Here is a 17,206-nt window from a genome sequence, read left to right on the forward strand (position 1 = left end):
CCCCCCCCCCGTTAGGCTCACGCTATTCCTTAACGGCACCAAGCACAATGCCCTTGACGAAAAAGCGCTGGAGAAAAGGATAGACCAGCAGGATGGGCAGCATGGCAATGAAGATCTGCGCGGATTTGACGCTCCGGTTGGAGAGCATTTGCAGGTCCTCGAAACGGATGCCGGTCTTGCTGAAGTCCTGGACGACGACAATAGTCTGCAGCAGCGTGGCGAGCGGCCAGCGGTCGGGCGAGGTCATATAGAGCATGCCGTCAAACCAGGCATTCCAATGACCGACAAGGGTGAACAGGGACAGGGTGGCGATGGCCGGGAGCGAAATGGGCAGATAAATCCTGGACATAATCTGGAAGGAGGTTGCGCCGTCCATAATAGCGGCTTCATCCAGGTCGCGCGGCAGCGCCCGGAAGAAATTCATCATCAGGATGATATTCCAGACATTGACCAGGCCCGGGAGGATGAAAATCCAGAAGGAATTGATCAGATTGATCTTTTCCATCAGGATATAATGCGGAACGAGCCCGGCGTCGAAGATCATGATAATCAGAAACAACCATACATAGAAGTTGCGGCCCCGGAATTCCCGGGAATTCCGCGAGAGGGGAAAGGCGGCCAGCACGGTTACGCACATGGCCAGTACCGTGCCGACTGCGCTCCGCAGCACCGAGATTCTAAGCGCCGACAGGAAATTGCTGTTCTCGAAGGTGCGCAGGTACCCTTCCAGCGAGAAATTCACGGGGATCAGTCCGACAAGATTGGAATCAGCCGCGGATTTGCCGCTTAGGGACACCGCAAAGATGTGGAGCAGCGGCAGCACGCAGACAATGGAAATCAGCACGAGAAAAGTGATATTGAGCAGATAGAATATGCGGTAGGTTGGATTTTTATGGTACATGAGGCCGTTCCTCCTTCAAATTGACAAGCGTGTCAGAAAATCCGGTAATTTGCCCACTTGTAGGCTGAATAGTAGCCTCCGCCGATCATGATGAAGCCGATAACCGACTTGAACAGGCCGACGGCGGTGGACAGGCTGTATTGGCCTTCCTGGAAGGAGCGGTATACAAACGTATCAATAATGTCGCCCTTGTCGAGCACCAGCGAATTGATCAGATTATAGATCTGGTCGAAATTGGCGTTCAGCATGTTGCCGAGCGACAGAGTGAAGACCACGACGATGATCGGCAGCATCGAGGGAAGCGTGATGTAGAAGGTCTGCTTCATGCGGCCTGCCCCGTCAATCTCCGCCGCTTCGTAGAGCGCGGGATTGATGCCGGACAGCGAGGCCAGGAAGACAATGGCGCTGAAGCCGAATTCTTTCCACAAATCGCTCAGAATTACGGTGAAGCGGAACCAGTTCCCTTCACTGAGGAACATCACGGGCTGTATGTGGAAGAAGCTGAGCATCTGGTTCACAATCCCCTCCAGGGACAAGAGATCAAGCAGAATGCCGCCAAGGATCACCCATGACATGAAATGGGGCAGATATACCAGGGTTTGAATGGAGCGCTTGAGCCCCATCTGGCGGATTTCGTTGAGCAGAAGGGCGAATATCACCGGAACTACGAGTCCGAAGGCGATTTTGAGGCAGGAGATAATCAGTGTGTTGAGAATGACCTGCCGGGAATCATGCATGGAAAAAATCAGCTCGAAATTGCTCCAGCCCACCCACGAAGAGCCGGAAATGCCCTGCCAGGGCTTGAAATCCTGAAAAGCGATGACGATGCCCGGCATAGGGGCGTATTTGAACACCAGCGCGACGAGCACGGCCGGCAGCAGCATAAGATGCAGCCTCCATGTTGCGGCAAATTGTTTGGCTGCCGCGCCGGTTCTGGGGTTGGCCTTGAGTGCGGCATTTGCCGCCATATCTCTGCCTGGCTTCATATGGGTCTCCTCCTAAATGTCCGCCGGTAGCGGATGCTACAATCATATTAGGCTTGACATTCCTGAACTGTATAGATATAGATATTTAAGGTAACTGTCAATTTGTTAAGGAGGTGCTGCCATGCGGGGTTACCGGCCCATTTTTGTCAAAATCACCGCCGTGATTTTTATGCTGATTTTGCCAATGGCCCTGCTCTATACGTATTTCAGTGAGAAGAGCCTCGAAGTCATCGATAGTCAGATTACAGATAACAATGAAAGCCGCTTGTTCTTCCTGAAAAATCAGATTGAATCGAACATTGACCGCTTGTCCTTGTCCTCCAGCGTGCTGACGAGAGATTCCTCGATTACGGATCTGCAGCTCAATCTGCTCACCAGGGATTATTATGAGACGCTCTATTATCAGACACAGGTCAAGGAGAAGCTGCAGCTTCAGAGCCTTTCCAGCAACTGGCGCAATGATTTGTCCGTCTACTTGCCCGAGAGCCGGCGCCGCATATCCACCAATCCGGGCGACACGTTCGACATGACGGAGCTGAAGCTGTCTCCCGCAGGTGTATGGAGGCTGCATCCGGGAAGCAGCGCGGACGGCCCGTATTATCAAATGTTCGTATGGGACCCCTACCTTTCGAAGGAGCAGGTTCAGGAGGCCATTGCCGTATTCGAGGTGCGTTTTGCTATGGACAACATCCGCCGGATGCTGGGTGACTACAAGCAGGATAATCCCGGAAAAGCCTTTCTGCTCACTGCTTACGGTACGGCTTACGGCGCTGTATCCACAGACGATGCCGCAGCAGGGGAAACAGGGCTCCGGCTGCTCACAGCTCCGCTCGGCGAATCCGGCCACCGGAGTCTTGCGATCGACGGAGAAGAGAGCTTTCTCAGCTACGCCTATCTGCCTTCGCTCGACGCTTATCTGGTGGATTATGTTCCTCTTGATGTCATCCATGCACCGGTTGTGCAGAGCCGCCGGCTGTTCTATCTCAGCTTCGTTGTGCTGGCGCTGCTGGCGTTTATCGCCGCATATCTGCTGTACCAGCATGTTCAGAAGCCGGTATCACAGGTGGTCAAAGGCCTGCGGAGCTTTGAGAGAGGCAATTATTCCTTTCGGATTAGAAAACGCTTTCACAATGAGTTTGACTATATGCGGCTTCGCTTCAATGAGATGGCTGAGCAGATCGAGCATCTGATCAACGATGTCTACGAGGAGCAGAACCGCTCAAGGCTCGCGACGCTGAAGCAGCTGCAGTCCCAGATTCATCCCCACTTTCTGTACAATTGCCTCTCATTCATCGCCGGCTGTGCCAAGTCGGGAGAGACGGAGACGATCCGGGAGATGGTCTATCATCTGGGTGACTATTACCGCTACACGACACGGGTGGAAAACCAGCATCCGCTCCTGGAGGAAGAAGTGAACCAGGCCAGGAACTATCTGCATATCTACGCATTCAGGCTGGAGCGTCTGTATTTCAAGCTGAACATCCCGCCGGAAATGCTGGCTGAGCCGGTACCCCGGCTGTTTCTGCAGCCTGTAGTGGAGAATGCCATTATTCATGGTGTGGAGCCGCAGCTGGAAGCGGGAACGATACTGGTCACAGGCGTACAAGACGGTCCGTATAATCTGCTGACGGTCGAGGACAGCGGGGCGGGGATGACGGAGGAGCAGATCGCCGGGTACATGAAGGAGCTGGAGCTGCCCATGAATGAACAGACGGGCTGCGGCCTGTGGAATGTCAATCAGCGTCTGAAGCAGCAGTACGGTCCGGAGTCCGGCATTGTGCTGGACGCCTCGCCGGGTCTCGCCGGCCTGCGGGTCGCCCTGCGCTGGAAAAGGGAACATGAAGGAGGTTCAGCCGATGAAAATGCAGCTGATGCTCGTTGATGACGAGCCTGTGATTCTTAAGAGCATGGTCCAGAATGACTGGGCTTCCGCCGGTGTCGAGCATGTGTATCCGGCAGTATCCGGCCTGGAGGCGGCAGAGCTGCTGAAGCATCATCCGGTCGATATTGTGGTTACGGATATCCGTATGCCCGGGATGGACGGATTGGCCTTATGCAAGCATGTGCATGAGCATTATCCAAGAATCCGCTGCGTGCTGCTGTCGGGATTCGGCGAATTTGAATACGCCCGGCAAGCCATAGAGCACCGGACTGTGGGTTATCTGCTGAAGCCGGTTAAGGATGAAGAACTGCTTGCTGAGGTGAAGCGGGCTGCCGCCGGAATCCGCGAGGAATGGGAGCAGATTGCTTCCCAGGAGCGGGCGCGGCGGACGCTGCACCTGCATATGCCGATGCTGCGTTCGGGATTTCTGAACGATCTGCTGTCAGGCCAGCTGCCGGAGCCTAGAGCGCTGGCCGAGCGGCTGAAGGAGTACCAGCTTCCGTTCCGTCCGGGGGATTCGCTTCTGCTGGTGATGGTGCGGCCCGAGAAGGTATTCGGCAGCGGAGAAGAGCCGGATGCCCTGCTGTTTGAATATGCGGTGCGGAATATTGCCGCAGAGATTCTGGAGCCGGACTGTGACGTCTGGCACTGCCGCGATGCCTACGGCTATCTCGTCTTTGCTCTGCGCAGCCGGGAGCAGCCGCAGGAGATGGGCGAAATGGAAGTGAAAGCTCTGCATACAAAGGCGCATGAACTGCAGCTGAAGGTGTCCGGCCTGCTCAAGGGACAGGTCTCGCTGCTGCTCAGCGAACCGCTGCGATTCCCCGGGGAGCTGGCTCAGGTCTACCGCAAATCGCTGAACGAATTCCGGAAAATCCCGCGCAGCGAGCAGGAATTCCTGGCTCTTGCGGGCGGCAACCGGACGGTTGACCGCACCTTGACCTCCCTCTATGCGCCGCCGGCATTCCTGCGGCTGATGGAGGGAGGCCGGTGGGATGAGGTGCGAAGCAAGCTGGCCGCAATTGTCCGCGAAATGGAGGAGAAGCTGCTGGATTCCGAGGAGCATCTTGCCGAGCTGTATCATACGCTGGTCAGCGCTTTTCTGGCCATTGCCCATCAGCAGGGAAAGACCCTGATGGAGGCGACGGCCGGGAAGGGAGAGCTTGGCGAATCTGCCCGGATTATGCGAAGTGCCGGAACCATTGCGGAATGGGCAGAAGGGATATTGTCGTGTCTTGCGCTGTCGGAGAATGCGGAGTACAACGATCACAAGCGCCAGCTGCTGGCGCGGATCCACCGCTTCATTGAGGAGAATCTTGCCCGGGATGTCTCCCTCCAGAGCATCGCCGACCACGTGAACCTGCATGCGGTTTATCTGTCTTCGATGTACAAGCAGGAGACCGGAGACAATCTGAGCGACTACATTATGCGTTACCGGATGGAGCAGGCGGCAGTGCTGCTGCGCTCCACGGAGATCAGAATTTATGAGCTGGCCTCCCGGCTCGGCTTCCAGAATCCTCCTTATTTCAGCAAGCTCTTCAAGAACTATTACGGGATCACACCGCAGGAATACCGGGAACGCCTGCTGTAACGATGCTTAAGAATTTCGCACATCACCTTAAATCTTTCTCTCTTACTCCCGTGAAAGCGTTGTAATAAGATGGATGCGTCAGAGATCATAGGAACACAGGGAGGTTCTTGCATGAAGAGGACAAAGAAAAGGTTCGCGCTGCTGCTGGCGGCAACGATGCTGCTGTCGCTGCTCACAGCCTGTTCGCCGGACGGCAGCAACGAGGCTGCCGGCACAGCATCGCCGTCATCCGCCCAGCCGTCTGCGCCTGCGGCGGAGGATGGGGATGCTGCCCGGATTGAAGCTATCAGGAACGGAACGTACAGCTTCGGGACCCCGGTCACGATCACTACAGTTACAGCCACGGATTCCAGCTTCAAATACAAGAACGGGGAGACACTGAGCGACAATGTCCACACCCGGTGGGCGAAGGAGCAGCTGGGCATCGACATCAAGCATCTGTGGGAAGTGCCGGGCGAGCAGTTCGCCACCAAGATGCGGCTGATGCTGACAGCCAAGCAGGAGCTGCCGGATGTCGTCACAACGATGGATATCGGACTGATGAACGAGCTGATACAATCCGGAGCCTATAAGGATATTACAGCGGATTTCGACAAGTATGCCTCCGGGCGGATGAAGGAGATCTTCAGCTCCCATCCGCTGATCTGGAGCCAGGTTACCTTCGACGGCAAACATATGGGGCTGCCTTACTTCGCCAATGCCGGGAATGATAATGCAGTGATGTGGGTCCGCCAGGATTGGCTGGACGAACTGGGCATGCAGGCACCGGCGACCTTTGGGGAGCTGGAGGCATTCATGCAGGCGCTGCTTGACAAAAAGCCGGGCAGTACGGACTCCATCATTCCGCTGGGCGTGAGTCTTGGCTCGGGCGGCGGCCATCCGAATCCGCTGGCAGGCTGGCTCGGGGAGAGCACCTGGATCTTCGGGCCGTTCGGCACCGTTCCTTACCAGTGGAACCAGGGCACGGACGGCAAGCTGGTGCATGGTTCGGCCGTGCCTGAGATGAAGAAGGGCCTGGAGGTGATGCGGGACTGGTATGAGAAGGGCTATATCTCCAAGGAGGCCGGGCTGCACGATGAGAACAAGCTCGCCGAGCTGATCGGGCAGGGGCGGGTAGGGGTTGTGGTTGCTCCGTATTGGATGGGCAGCTGGCCGGTTCCGGATCTGCAGAAGAACGTGCCGGGAGCGACGATGAAGCCCTACCCGATTCCAACCGAGAACGGCAAGGCGGGAGCGCGCGATACAACGTTCCTGAAGGGAGCTATGCTGGTAAGGGAAGGCTTTGAGCATACCGATGCTTTGTTCCTGTATCTCAACCGTCTGTTCGCCGGAGTGGACAAAGAACCGGGCAGCGAATTCGAGCACGGCTGGGCCGAAGACTATGACTATACCCTCAAGTCGGACGGAACCGTATCGACGGCGGGCGATGATATTCCCGGAGGCTCGGTGGGCGTCTACAAATATTTCCTGTATGAGCCGAAGGACCCGTTCAGTGTGCTGCAGCAATCCGCAGACAAGGGAAAACTGCTGGAGCAAGGGGGGCTTACAGATGCTGAAAAAGCGGGCCTTGGCAATCCCGATGTGCTGAAGGCGGCGCAAATCGTCGTTGATGGATGGTCTAAGGACAGCTACTGGGCACCCCAGTTCCTTGGCGCAAGCACGCCGGCGATGCAGTCCAAGGGAGGCATCACGACAAAGCTTGAAGGAGAGACAATCATGGCTATCATCTACGGCCGCAAGCCGCTGGAGGATTTCGATAAATTCGTCAAGGAATGGTACAGCATTGGCGGAGAGCAGATGACGAAGGAAGCCAATGAATGGTTTGACAGCACAAAGTGACGGGGGAACGCAGCAGGAATAATCAGGGCTAAAGCTGCCGGGAAGTTAGCGCCTTGGAGACGCCGGGAGGAGGAACGGATGCGAAGCCCGGGTTCAGTTCCTCCTTTCCTGATGTTTGGGATAATATGAAATTCCAAAATTGTTGCTGCCCTCCAGTCCTGAGCTATTTAAGTGTGACTTTGAGCGGGCTGCGCGGTGAAATGAGAGGTAAAAGTGCCTTTGAATTCGCCGGAAAAAGGCTATGTAAGGAAGGAGGGGGGGAGTCAATGAAGCGGGCAAAAGGCAAAACTGCCGCGGCTGCCGGTGTCCTGCTGTGTGTGGCAGCTGTCCTGCTGCTGTGCGGGGGATACGGGCCGGAACGGCTCCTGGGGCTTGGGGGGACGGGGACGGAGGCAGCTTCCGCCAAGGCTCAAGGCACACAGGAGGGGATGCCGGCGGATGCCGAGGCGGCACGCATCAACGGGCGCGCGGTCACGGCGGCGGAAATGAAGTATGCGATGGGACTTCAGCGCACGAGGATGATCGAGTACTTCCGGGATACTTACAATCAGGCGTATGACGAGGGATTCTGGGAGCTGGAGCTTGGCGGGGAGAATCCGCTGGAGCTGGTCAAGCGGGAGGCGCTAACGGCATGGACCCGAAGCAGGATTGTGCTGGAGATGGGACAGGAAGCAGGGCTGACGGAGAGCACGGAGTTCAGCAGTCTGCTGGCCGCGATGGAGCGGGAGAATAAGCGGCGGGCACAGGCGGCTGCGTCCGGGAAACCGGTCTTTGGTCCCGCCGAGCTGGATGCAGGCAGCTTCATTCCATATTATCTGAGCAATCTGGAGATTGCGCTTCAGGAGAAGCGGACAGCCGTGGCAGCACAAGCGCCGGACCAGCCGCCGGAGCCGGTTGAACCGGCAAGCGCGGCTCCCGGGGAGCGGGAGCCGGTGTTTACCCGCATCTCTGTCGCCTACCGGAGCGAAGGAGCCGGCGCCGCAGAGACCAAGGCGGACACAAGACAACTTCTGTCTGAGGTGCGGCAGCTTCTCCTTGATGGCAGAAGCCCGGAAGAGGCGGTTTTGGAGCTGGGAAATGACAGCGCTTCCTTTGGTGGTTTGACCCTAAGCCGTGAAAGGCTGGACAGTGCTAACGCCAGGGTGTATTTCCGTGAGCAGGGCAAGCTGTACGCCTGGCTGACCGGAGAGCGGGAGTCCGGCGAGATCAGCCCGGTCATGGATGAAGGCTTCATAGGGGAATGGGTAGTGGCGGCGCTTGGCGATGCAGAGCCGCTGAAGGCCGGAACAGCAGCGGAGCAGAGGAAAGGGGAAGCACCGGGGAAAACAGGCTTTGAGCAGGAACTGGAGCAGCGGGTCCGTACAGCCCGGATCGAACTAACGGAGCCGGGGTATTCCGGCCTGCAGCTGCAGTAGCATACCAATCATAGCGGGAGGTTTAAGCGAAGATGATAAGAAGACCATGGCATCAGATGAACAAGCTGATTTTGGCGGCACTGTTGATTCTGGCATCCGTACTGTCCGTAATGGTCCCGTCAACGGCGCGCGCAGCCGGTACGTCGTATTATGTCGATTCGGCAGGGGGCAGCGACAGCAACACTGGCAGCTCTGAAACCCAGGCCTGGAAGACGCTGGACAAAGTGAATGCCACCGTCTTTCAGCCCGGCGACCGCATTCTGTTCAAGGCGGGCGGCGTCTGGACGGGGACGCTGTCGCCCCAGGGATCGGGCAGCGAAGGCAGCCCGATCCTGATTGACCGCTACAGCGACGGGGCCAAGCCGCTGATTGCGGGGGGAGGCGCCTCCGCCGCTATATATTTTTATAACCAGGAGCAATGGGAGGTCCGCAATCTTGAAATAACGAATAACGCGGCAAGCCCGGGCGAGCGCCGGGGCATCCATGTGAGCGGCAGCAGCGGAAGCTGGACCAATCCCAAGGTCTATAAGCATTTTGTATTCGAGAACCTGGATATCCATAATGTCAAGGGTTCGACAACCACCGATTATGTGCATAACGGCGGAATCATCGTCTGGGGTCCGAACTGGGACATGCATGTGTCGGATGTGGTCATCAAGAATAACCATATCTATTCGCTCGACAGTGTAGGAATCTATCTGAATGGAGCGCAGCGCACCTACTCCACCGGGCTTAAGGTGCAGAACAATGTGATTAACGATGTGGCCGCCGACGGCGCGGTTGTGCTCAATACGATCGGCGGGGTCATTGAGCATAATGTGGTGTACGACACCCATGTCCGCGCGTCCGGATATCATGTGCCGCTGTGGGTATGGGGCGCGAAGGATGCGCTCATCCAGTACAATGAAGTGTACAACACCGCCCCCGGCGGCGACGCGATGGCCTTTGATGCGGACTACAACAGCGACGGCACTATTATCCAGTACAACTACAGCCACCATAATGCAGGCGGTATGGTGCTGGTCGTCAATGACGGGACAACCGCCTCCAATTACAATACCAATGCGGTCGTCCGTTATAATATCAGCGAGAATGACGGCGGGGCGGTGTTCAACCTGAACGGTCCGGCCAGCGGCGCGAAGCTGTACAACAACACCGTCTATCTGCCGCTTACGTCAAGCACCAATATCGTCAATTACGGCTATTGGGACGGCTATGCTTCCGGTACGGCCTTTTACAACAACCTGATTTATAATCTGGGCACCGGGGGCTATCAATTCGGCTCCAGCACCGGCAATGTTTTCGAGAACAATCTGTTCTACGGCAACCATCCGTCCAGCGAACCGGCCGACCCGTACAAGATCACCGCTGATCCGAGGCTCGCATCGGCCGGCTCAGGCGGCATCGGCCGCGACACGCTGGCCGGCTATCAGCTGCTGAATACCTCGCCGGCCATCGGCAGCGGCAAAATCATCGCCGCAAGCGGCGGCAGCGATTATTTCGGCAACCCCGTTCCGGCAGGCACCGCTCCCAATATCGGGGCTTACGAGGGCGAAGGGCTGGACCCGAACAACCTGCCTCCGCTGCCGCAGCCGCCTTCCCAGACGAATCTGCTGCTCAATCCGGGCTTTGAAACAGGAGATTTCAGCAACTGGCCGCTTCATTACAATGGAGCTGCCATCGTGAGCACCGGAGCGCGCACAGGGACCTATGCAGCGGCGCTAACCGGCAGCTATGCAGGCATGGAGCAGAATATTGGCGGCCTGCATCCGAATACCATGTATAAGCTGTACGCCTATGGCGCGGCCAGCGGCGGGGGATCGGCCGTCTTCGGGGTGAAGAACCACGGCAACGCGGAACAGAGCGTCTATATGACTGCGGCTTCATATACCCGCAAGGAAATTACATTTACGACAGGGGCGTCCAGCACCGGCGCTACGATTTTTCTGTACAAAGCCGGAGGGACGGGACAGGTGACGTTCGACGATCTGGAGCTGATTCAGTTCAGCGCCTCTCCTGCCGGTCCAACCGGGCCGGTGTTCACCGAAGGCGGAAGTGACGAATTCAACGCGTCGGCACTGGACAGCCAATGGACCTGGGTGCGGGAGAACAGCGCAGCCTGGTCGCTGACGGCCAACCCCGGCTCCATGCGGATTACCGCCGAGAGCGGGGAAATCGCGGAGGGGGCTACCACAGCCAAGAACCTTCTGCTCACCGGAGCGCCGGCAGGGGACTGGACCATCGAGACCAAGCTGACGGGCATTCCGGCAACCCAATGGACCCAGGGCGGACTGATTGTCTATGAGAGCGATGCGACCTTCGTCCGGATTACGCGCATGTACGGCACCGGCAGCCAATTTCAGTTCACTGCGCAGAAAAATGCCGTGCGGCAGCATGTGGAAACCCCGGATACTCTTGGCTCAACCGTCTACCTCAGGCTCGTAAAGGCGGGCAATACCTACAGCGGCTTCTATTCGGCCGACGGGGTGAGCTACCAGCAGGCCGGAGCGACTCAGACGGTAGAGATTGCCGAGCCGAAGATTGGCCTGTTCACGGGAGCCGGTACGGGACTTACGGCAGACTACGACTATTTCCGGTTCATTCCGGCGGAGCCGGAGCCGGTCAACCTGCTGCAGAATCCCGGCTTCGAGAGCGGTGATTTCACCGGCTGGGCGGTCCATTACAACGGTTCTTCGGTCTCGGACACCGCCCCGCGTACAGGGGACTACGCGGCCCGGCTAAGCGGGCCGGCTGCGGGCGTTGAGCAGACGGTCACCGGGCTGCTTCCGGGCACGGCCTACAGGCTGTCCGGCTTCGGGCAGAGTGCAGGGGGCGGGGTTGCGGTGTTTGGGGTCAAGGATTACGGCGGGGCCTTCACGGACGCCTGGGGCTTCGAGCAGGGCACGGAATATGTGCACAAGGAAATTGAATTCACGACAGGAAGCGCCAGCACCAGCGCCGTCATTTATCTGTACAAGGGCAGTGCCGGCGGGGAAGTCCATTTCGACGATCTGGTGCTGACGGCAGTGCAGTAGCAGCCTCCGGGAAGAAAAAAACCTTGAAAGCCTCCGGGCGGTCAAGGTTTTTTTATTTAAAGATAAAGAATTTATCCTGAATTTCGAAAATAAGTATCCACAAATCCTCTAAAAAGCTCTACACGAAGGGATGTCTTGCTAAAAACAGCTTGCACCCAATGGGTGAAGGAAAAAGAGGGTTTATCCCTTGTCCGGTCTGGATTGGTTTAATTCACTTTCGAAATTGAGGTTTATAAGCTTTGGGGTCCCCGCAAAATACCTGAGTAAATCATCGAAGCCAAGTCCCCGCTTTGTGGGGTTATTCTGCGCAGGATATACGTAGGCTTCTGGAGTGGACGCTCTGCGAACGGAGCATTGTTCCAATAACTGTGCTCTCCAGATTTATTTCATTCCCCTTAGGAGCTGCGAGGAAATTAGTATCCGCTTTTGTTGACAAAATCTCCACGGTTTTGGGAGTTTTGTCAACAATGTAGCGGTACTTTATTTCGTCGCAGTCTCTTAGCGGTGAAAATCCGGAGACCCGGGCGGCCGCTGCCGCTGTTCCGCGGGTCCGTCCGCCCCGCTGTTTAAGCGGGAGGCGGTTCTGTAATCTTTAAAAAAACACATTAAAGAAACTTAATGTGTATGAATGGAACCGGCTAACCTGAACAAGCTGATGGAACGCAAGGAAGAGATTCATAGGGGACTGAAGCGAAGTTGAAGCGAAGTGGAAAAAGTAACACTAATGGGCTGGAATTTTGGCTTTAACAGGATTTAGTGGGAATTTGTACACTTAATAGAGGCCTGCTCCCTCCATATGGCTGATTTCAGCCGGATTAGTTGTACTTTTTCCCACTAGGGATGATCCAATATCCGAATGCGCTACTTTAGTTATCCTTTTTACCACTAAAATGGCTGCCCTTTGAAAAGAATGTTTCAAGTTCATCTTAATGTAGGCGTATTCCTCTGCAAGGGAGAGAAAAGGATCGATTAGGTCTCCTTTTTCCCGCTAACGCAAGCCAAAAAGGGAATGTGGGGATTACGTTTACTTTTTCCACTTGGGCTTAGGCCGCCGGGTCTCAGCAGGAAGGTCTGGAGGGATCGGGGAGGAAGAGCTTCAGCCGGCCAGGGGAAACGGAGAGCCAGGGAACCGCAGCCAGCCTTACGCCTGAAATGCAAACAGCTGCGCTGCCCGGTCAAGGACGGCGAAGCCGTTTCCGCTTGTATCGAGAGGAACAGCCTATGTATTTCAATGGATTAGCTATTGGACTGAAGCGGTGAACCGGATTACGATAATTACTGCAGCTATAGCTGCGGTTCTTTCAACAAAACAGAGATGGAGGCAGGTTAAGGTGGAGCAAGCAGCAAGACCGCAATTAAAAGTCAGGGAGGCTGTTTTTGGCGGCGGCAAGTATCTGTTATGTGTACCGCTTGCCGGTTCAACTGTCGACCAGCTGATTGCAGGCGTAAATCGTTCACTCGAGTTTAACCCGGATCTTTATGAGTGGAGAGTGGACTATTTCGGGTCCTATCCTCAGCCCGGGCCGGTTCTCGAAGCGCTGGCAGCACTGCGGGCAGCTGTCGGAAATAAGCCCATCCTGTTCACTCCCCGCCACTTTGCAGAAGATGGCGCTAGCGATATTCCCGATGGGCACAAATTTGAATTGATTGATCACGTCAGCAGAACGGGGCTGGTTGATCTCATTGATATTGAACAGCGGTACGGCCGGGCCTGCCTGTCCCTCTGGAGCAAGAAGCTGCATGAGCGCAGTGTAAGGCTGGTCATTTCCCACCATGAATTCCACAAAAAAATGAACCCCGGCGAGGTTCTGAAGGTTCTGCAATGCGGGCAGGAATGGGGCGCCGATATCGGTAAAATCATTGTCAAAGCAAGCAGCTTTAAGGCTCTGGCCGATTTCAGCGATGCCATCCATGAAGCCAGGGATACCTTTTTGAAGATTCCGGTGATTGCAGGAGCAGTGGGCAAGGCCAGCCCGCTTATGCGGGTGCTGGGGGATTATCTGGGGTCGGATATGACATTCGCCATGGCGGGCGGGCGCCGCTCCCATGCCGCACAGCTGCATATTCAGGATATCAGACGGTTTCGCGACCGTATCCGTTAGGGCGGCTGCAAAGCTACAAAGCCGTTTCCTGAAGGATAAACGCCTTGAATTGCTCTGCGGCAGGGGAGAGGGGTCTGGTTTTGGAGTAAGCCAGATAGTGATAGAAGTTGCTGGCTTCATTGGTAAGCCGGATTTTTTTTACATTATACAGATTCAGGTGCTCGGCTTCCGGCGAAAGGGCAATGCCAAAATTATTGGCGACCAGCGAGGCGGTAAAGGTCACACTTTCGGCTTCCATGGCGACCGGAGGCAGCGCTCCCGCTTCCGCAAACATCCGTTCAAAAATGGTCCACATTCCGGTAATGTGAGCAGGATAAATGAACTTGTAGGGCAGTGCGCTTCTGATATCAATCTGATCATAGGCTGCCAAGGGATGGCTTTCGGGCACAATCAGAATCACCCTTTGTTTGAAGATCGGGATATATTCGAAGTCATCCTGAGCGCTTTTGCTGGAACAAACAATGAGATGGCAGAGATTGTTTTTGAGCGCCTCGAAGGATTCCGGGGTATGCCGTTCATAGATGGAGATTCTTATGCTTTGGCGGCCGGGCTGATTGAGAAATTCTGTTACATATTTTGAAAACTCGGATCTGGGATGCGAGTGCACAGAGGAAATAATAATGGTTTCCAGCGGATCTTTGGGCTGAAGCTCCAATGCCGCAGCGTCAATCAGGTCGAACGCCTGCCGGATTTTTTGATGAAAGGCACGTCCGGATTCTGTCAAAAACATATTTCGGCCGCGTTTTTCAAACAACGGAACGCCCAAATCCTTTTCGAGTCTTTTAATGCTTTGGCTCAGGCTGGGTTGTTCAATATGCAGAAGCTGCGCCGCTTTTCCGAAATGCTCCGTTTCGCCAAGTACTTTGAAATAATACAGTGAGTTATAATTCATAAGGCTCTTCCACCCTCGATGTAGGTTGACGACATTCTATGGCTGTAAGGCAAATGTTATATTTTTATAAGATACTACAGTAAAGAAATCGGGTTATCAAGCAATCTTCCGGTTTGGTTAAATTAACCATAGATTAATCCTATTAATGATATGTGAAATAGAATGAGTCAAAACGACAATTATCCACTATACTAGGAGCTAGCAAAAAGAATCAGAACAAGCAGTGCAATATATCCTAGTATTCCTATTACATTAAAAGGAGGGAGTCTATGCTGAGGATTGTGGCCAAAAGAACTCTCATCGAAGGTGTTTTGGAGAAGTACACGGCTTTGGTCCAAGAGCTGGCGGATCAGACAAGACAGGAGCCCGGCTGCATCGAATATACGCTGTATGTGAACCGTGGGCAGAATGTCGCGGCAATCATCGAAACCTGGGAAAGTCAGGAATATTTGGACGCGCACCTGAAAGTGGTTGAAGCGGCAGGCTACCGCGAGAGATTGAACGCATATGCCGACCCCGGGCAGCCGGTGCAGGTGGAGAAATATGAATATGTATACTGAGCCTGAACACAAATCATAGCAAATGGAGCCAAGATTATGGGACTGAAGCTGGGAGCGATACCTTCGGACATTTGCGGGCCGGATGGGGATTTCGAACATGCCTTATCTGTTATGCGGCAAGACGGTCTGGAATATGCGGACATTGAGTGGGTCTGGGGAAAGCGCGTAGGGACGCATACCGATGAAGAGCACCGGAAAATCAAAGAGCTGCTGGAAAAATACAATATTCAAGCCGCTGTGGTAGGCGGGTTTGCCTTCAGGGATCAATCTGCGCAGCATATTGAACTGGGCGATGCGGTCTATCAGGCGAACATAGAAGAAATCAAAGCACAAATTGCCCTTGCCAAATCCCTGAACTGTACCAAAATACGCTGTCTGACCTTTTCCAGGCAAATGGCGATCTGGGGTTACAATGGTGCGGATCACCGGAATGCCTACCATAACCGGACCTGGCCCAAAATGCTGCGCTTATTTGAAGAGCCGGTGCGGCTGGCCGAGGATAACGGCATTGACCTGATGATCGAGACAGGAGTGAATACACTGCTGACCTCCGCCTATCTTACAAGAAAGTTTGTGGAGGACATGGGCAGCAGCCGTTTTAAAGTATTGTGGGACCCGGCCAACACTTTATTTCACAGTGAGACGCCTTTCCCGGATGCCTATGAAGAGCTGAAGGGCTGCATCGGCCATATTCATATCAAGGATGGCACTGTGGATATCCGCAAGAGCACTATTACCTCAACCAAGGTAGGAGAAGGCGCAATGGTGCCTTATATGGAGTCTATCGCCGGGGCGCTGATGAAGGATAACTATTCCGGCGTAGTCTCACTGGAAAACTTCTTTGTGCCTGACGGGGGAACGCTTGAAGAGGGCTACCGTCAATCGGTCACCGGGTTTAAAAAGCTATTCGGGGGAGAACAGCGATGAAAACGGCAGTCATTACTGAAAAACATAAAGTTGAGATCCGGGAGGCCCCCCGGCCCCAATTGAAGGCTCACGAGGTCTTGATCCAAGTTGAATATGCCGGAATCTGCGGCTCGGACATTCATTTATTTCATAATGAGCATCCCTTCCGCAAGCCGCCGATGATTCCGGGCCATGAGGTCTCGGGTGTAGTAGTGGAGGCGGGAGCCTCTGTCACGAAGCACAAATCCGGTGACAGGGTGGTTGTCAATCATGCCATACCCTGCGGCAAATGCCGCTTTTGCCAGGCGGGACAGATCAATATCTGCCCCACCAAAATCGTGGCCGGCAGCGGCAAGATGATGGGCTTTTTTGCCGAATATATCAATGTGCCGGAGAGCACGCTGTTCAAAATTGCTGACGGGATCTCACTTGAGTCCGCTGCGCTTGCGGAGCCGCTCTCCATCGGCTTCCATATCATGAGACGGCTGGAGCATGCGGGCAAAGGCCCGGTAGCCATACTCGGTACCGGCACGATTGGCCTGCTTGCATTGATTGCCGCCCGGAGTCTGGGCTACCGCGAGATCTATTGCATTGACCCGATAGACTACAATTTGGAAGTCGCCCTGAAGCTGGGGGCAGCCCGGGTGTTCAATCCGCTGAAGGTGAATGCGGCTGAAGAGATCATGAAATGCACCGGCTCCAGCGGCGTGAATGCTACTGTTGTTACTGCTGCGGCCAAGGGAATTATTACGGATGCCTGCGGCATGACCAGCTTGAGCGGCACCGTTATAATGCTTCCAATGACATCCAAGATACTGGAGGGCAATTTTTACCGGCTGGTCGCAGGAGAACAGGCGCTTATCGGCTGCAGAGGAATCGTTCAGGGGGATTTTGAAAACGCGGCTGAGCTGATTAACAACGGTTTTGACTTTAGCCCGCTCATTACCCATATCCTGCCCATGTCACAATCCCAGTACGGCTTTGATGTGATGGTATCCAGACCGGAGCCGGTGATCAAAGTGCTGGTGCAGCCTGGGCGGTGAGCGCGCGGCAGCCGTACGGGAGGGCTGCCCGTATAGCGCGGCCCAAAAACCAAG

12 protein-coding genes are annotated in these 17,206 nt (G+C 55.1%); 9 read left to right on the forward strand and 3 right to left on the reverse strand.

What is annotated here, in order from left to right; all coding sequences use genetic code 11:
• Positions 1-22: 22 nt before the first annotated feature.
• Positions 23-901 carry a carbohydrate ABC transporter permease gene (locus HYD27_RS07390; RefSeq protein ID WP_219213117.1) on the reverse strand — a complete coding sequence of 293 codons (879 nt, stop codon included), beginning with the start codon at positions 899-901 and terminating at the stop codon, positions 23-25.
• 32 nt (positions 902-933) lie between these two features.
• The gene (locus tag HYD27_RS07395) at positions 934-1,785 is read right to left on the reverse strand and encodes an ABC transporter permease (protein ID WP_228745039.1); all 852 of its coding nucleotides are present in this window, start codon (positions 1,783-1,785) and stop codon (positions 934-936) included.
• A 223-nt stretch (positions 1,786-2,008) separates the two neighbouring features.
• Between HYD27_RS07395 and HYD27_RS07400 the strand changes: the two genes are divergently transcribed.
• The 6 genes from HYD27_RS07400 to HYD27_RS07425 all read left to right on the forward strand — a co-directional run bounded on the left by HYD27_RS07400 (position 2,009) and on the right by HYD27_RS07425 (position 13,751).
• Positions 2,009-3,769 carry a sensor histidine kinase gene (locus tag HYD27_RS07400; RefSeq protein WP_219213124.1) on the forward strand — a complete coding sequence of 587 codons (1,761 nt, stop codon included), beginning with the start codon at positions 2,009-2,011 and terminating at the stop codon, positions 3,767-3,769.
• Positions 3,744-5,360 carry a response regulator gene (locus HYD27_RS07405; protein WP_219213128.1) on the forward strand — a complete coding sequence of 539 codons (1,617 nt, stop codon included), beginning with the start codon at positions 3,744-3,746 and terminating at the stop codon, positions 5,358-5,360. Before HYD27_RS07400 ends, HYD27_RS07405 begins: the two co-directional genes overlap by 26 nt.
• Positions 5,361-5,471: 111 nt before the next feature.
• On the forward strand, positions 5,472-7,199 hold the full coding sequence (locus HYD27_RS07410) for a type 2 periplasmic-binding domain-containing protein (RefSeq protein ID WP_219213131.1): 1,728 nt from the start codon (positions 5,472-5,474) through the stop codon (positions 7,197-7,199).
• 266 nt (positions 7,200-7,465) lie between these two features.
• Positions 7,466-8,614, forward strand: coding sequence for a hypothetical protein (locus HYD27_RS07415; protein WP_219213132.1), 1,149 nt, complete (start codon positions 7,466-7,468; stop codon positions 8,612-8,614).
• A 32-nt stretch (positions 8,615-8,646) separates the two neighbouring features.
• On the forward strand, positions 8,647-11,649 hold the full coding sequence (locus HYD27_RS07420) for a beta-xylosidase family glycoside hydrolase (RefSeq protein ID WP_219213134.1): 3,003 nt from the start codon (positions 8,647-8,649) through the stop codon (positions 11,647-11,649).
• A gap of 1,331 nt (positions 11,650-12,980) precedes the next feature.
• Complete coding sequence (locus HYD27_RS07425) at positions 12,981-13,751, forward strand: type I 3-dehydroquinate dehydratase (protein WP_219213136.1); 771 nt, start codon at positions 12,981-12,983, stop codon at positions 13,749-13,751.
• Positions 13,752-13,764: 13 nt separating this feature from the next.
• Here HYD27_RS07425 and HYD27_RS07430 read toward each other — a convergent pair whose 3' ends face one another.
• The gene (locus tag HYD27_RS07430) at positions 13,765-14,643 is read right to left on the reverse strand and encodes a LysR family transcriptional regulator (protein WP_219213138.1); all 879 of its coding nucleotides are present in this window, start codon (positions 14,641-14,643) and stop codon (positions 13,765-13,767) included.
• Positions 14,644-14,912: 269 nt separating this feature from the next.
• Between HYD27_RS07430 and HYD27_RS07435 the strand changes: the two genes are divergently transcribed.
• Genes HYD27_RS07435 through HYD27_RS07445 form a run of 3 tightly spaced genes read left to right on the forward strand, consistent with a single transcriptional unit; the run spans position 14,913 to position 17,152 of the window.
• Positions 14,913-15,203 carry a putative quinol monooxygenase gene (locus HYD27_RS07435; protein WP_219213140.1) on the forward strand — a complete coding sequence of 97 codons (291 nt, stop codon included), beginning with the start codon at positions 14,913-14,915 and terminating at the stop codon, positions 15,201-15,203.
• A gap of 36 nt (positions 15,204-15,239) precedes the next feature.
• Positions 15,240-16,130: a sugar phosphate isomerase/epimerase family protein gene (locus HYD27_RS07440; protein ID WP_219213142.1), complete on the forward strand. Its 891-nt coding sequence runs from the start codon at positions 15,240-15,242 to the stop codon at positions 16,128-16,130.
• Complete coding sequence (locus HYD27_RS07445; RefSeq protein ID WP_219213144.1) at positions 16,127-17,152, forward strand: zinc-dependent alcohol dehydrogenase; 1,026 nt, start codon at positions 16,127-16,129, stop codon at positions 17,150-17,152. The genes HYD27_RS07440 and HYD27_RS07445 overlap by 4 nt, the downstream gene beginning before the upstream one ends.
• Positions 17,153-17,206 lie beyond the last annotated feature (54 nt).

Source organism: Paenibacillus sp. S150 (genome assembly GCF_019352175.1).
Lineage (GTDB): Bacteria > Bacillota > Bacilli > Paenibacillales > Paenibacillaceae > Paenibacillus_AQ.

What these genes read in the sequence shown, in the direction of transcription:
- HYD27_RS07410 (WP_219213131.1), top strand. Translation starts at nt 5,472, where the DNA reads ATGAAGAGGACAAAGAAAAGGTTCGCGCTGCTGCTGGCGGCAACGATG.
- HYD27_RS07440 (WP_219213142.1), top strand. Translation starts at nt 15,240, where the DNA reads ATGGGACTGAAGCTGGGAGCGATACCTTCGGACATTTGCGGGCCGGAT.
- HYD27_RS07415 (WP_219213132.1), top strand. Translation starts at nt 7,466, where the DNA reads ATGAAGCGGGCAAAAGGCAAAACTGCCGCGGCTGCCGGTGTCCTGCTG.
- HYD27_RS07420 (WP_219213134.1), top strand. Translation starts at nt 8,647, where the DNA reads ATGATAAGAAGACCATGGCATCAGATGAACAAGCTGATTTTGGCGGCA.
- HYD27_RS07445 (WP_219213144.1), top strand. Translation starts at nt 16,127, where the DNA reads ATGAAAACGGCAGTCATTACTGAAAAACATAAAGTTGAGATCCGGGAG.
- HYD27_RS07400 (WP_219213124.1), top strand. Translation starts at nt 2,009, where the DNA reads ATGCGGGGTTACCGGCCCATTTTTGTCAAAATCACCGCCGTGATTTTT.
- HYD27_RS07430 (WP_219213138.1), bottom strand. Translation starts at nt 14,643, where the DNA reads ATGAATTATAACTCACTGTATTATTTCAAAGTACTTGGCGAAACGGAG.
- HYD27_RS07390 (WP_219213117.1), bottom strand. Translation starts at nt 901, where the DNA reads ATGTACCATAAAAATCCAACCTACCGCATATTCTATCTGCTCAATATC.
- HYD27_RS07395 (WP_228745039.1), bottom strand. Translation starts at nt 1,785, where the DNA reads ATGCTGCTGCCGGCCGTGCTCGTCGCGCTGGTGTTCAAATACGCCCCT.
- HYD27_RS07405 (WP_219213128.1), top strand. Translation starts at nt 3,744, where the DNA reads ATGAAAATGCAGCTGATGCTCGTTGATGACGAGCCTGTGATTCTTAAG.
- HYD27_RS07435 (WP_219213140.1), top strand. Translation starts at nt 14,913, where the DNA reads ATGCTGAGGATTGTGGCCAAAAGAACTCTCATCGAAGGTGTTTTGGAG.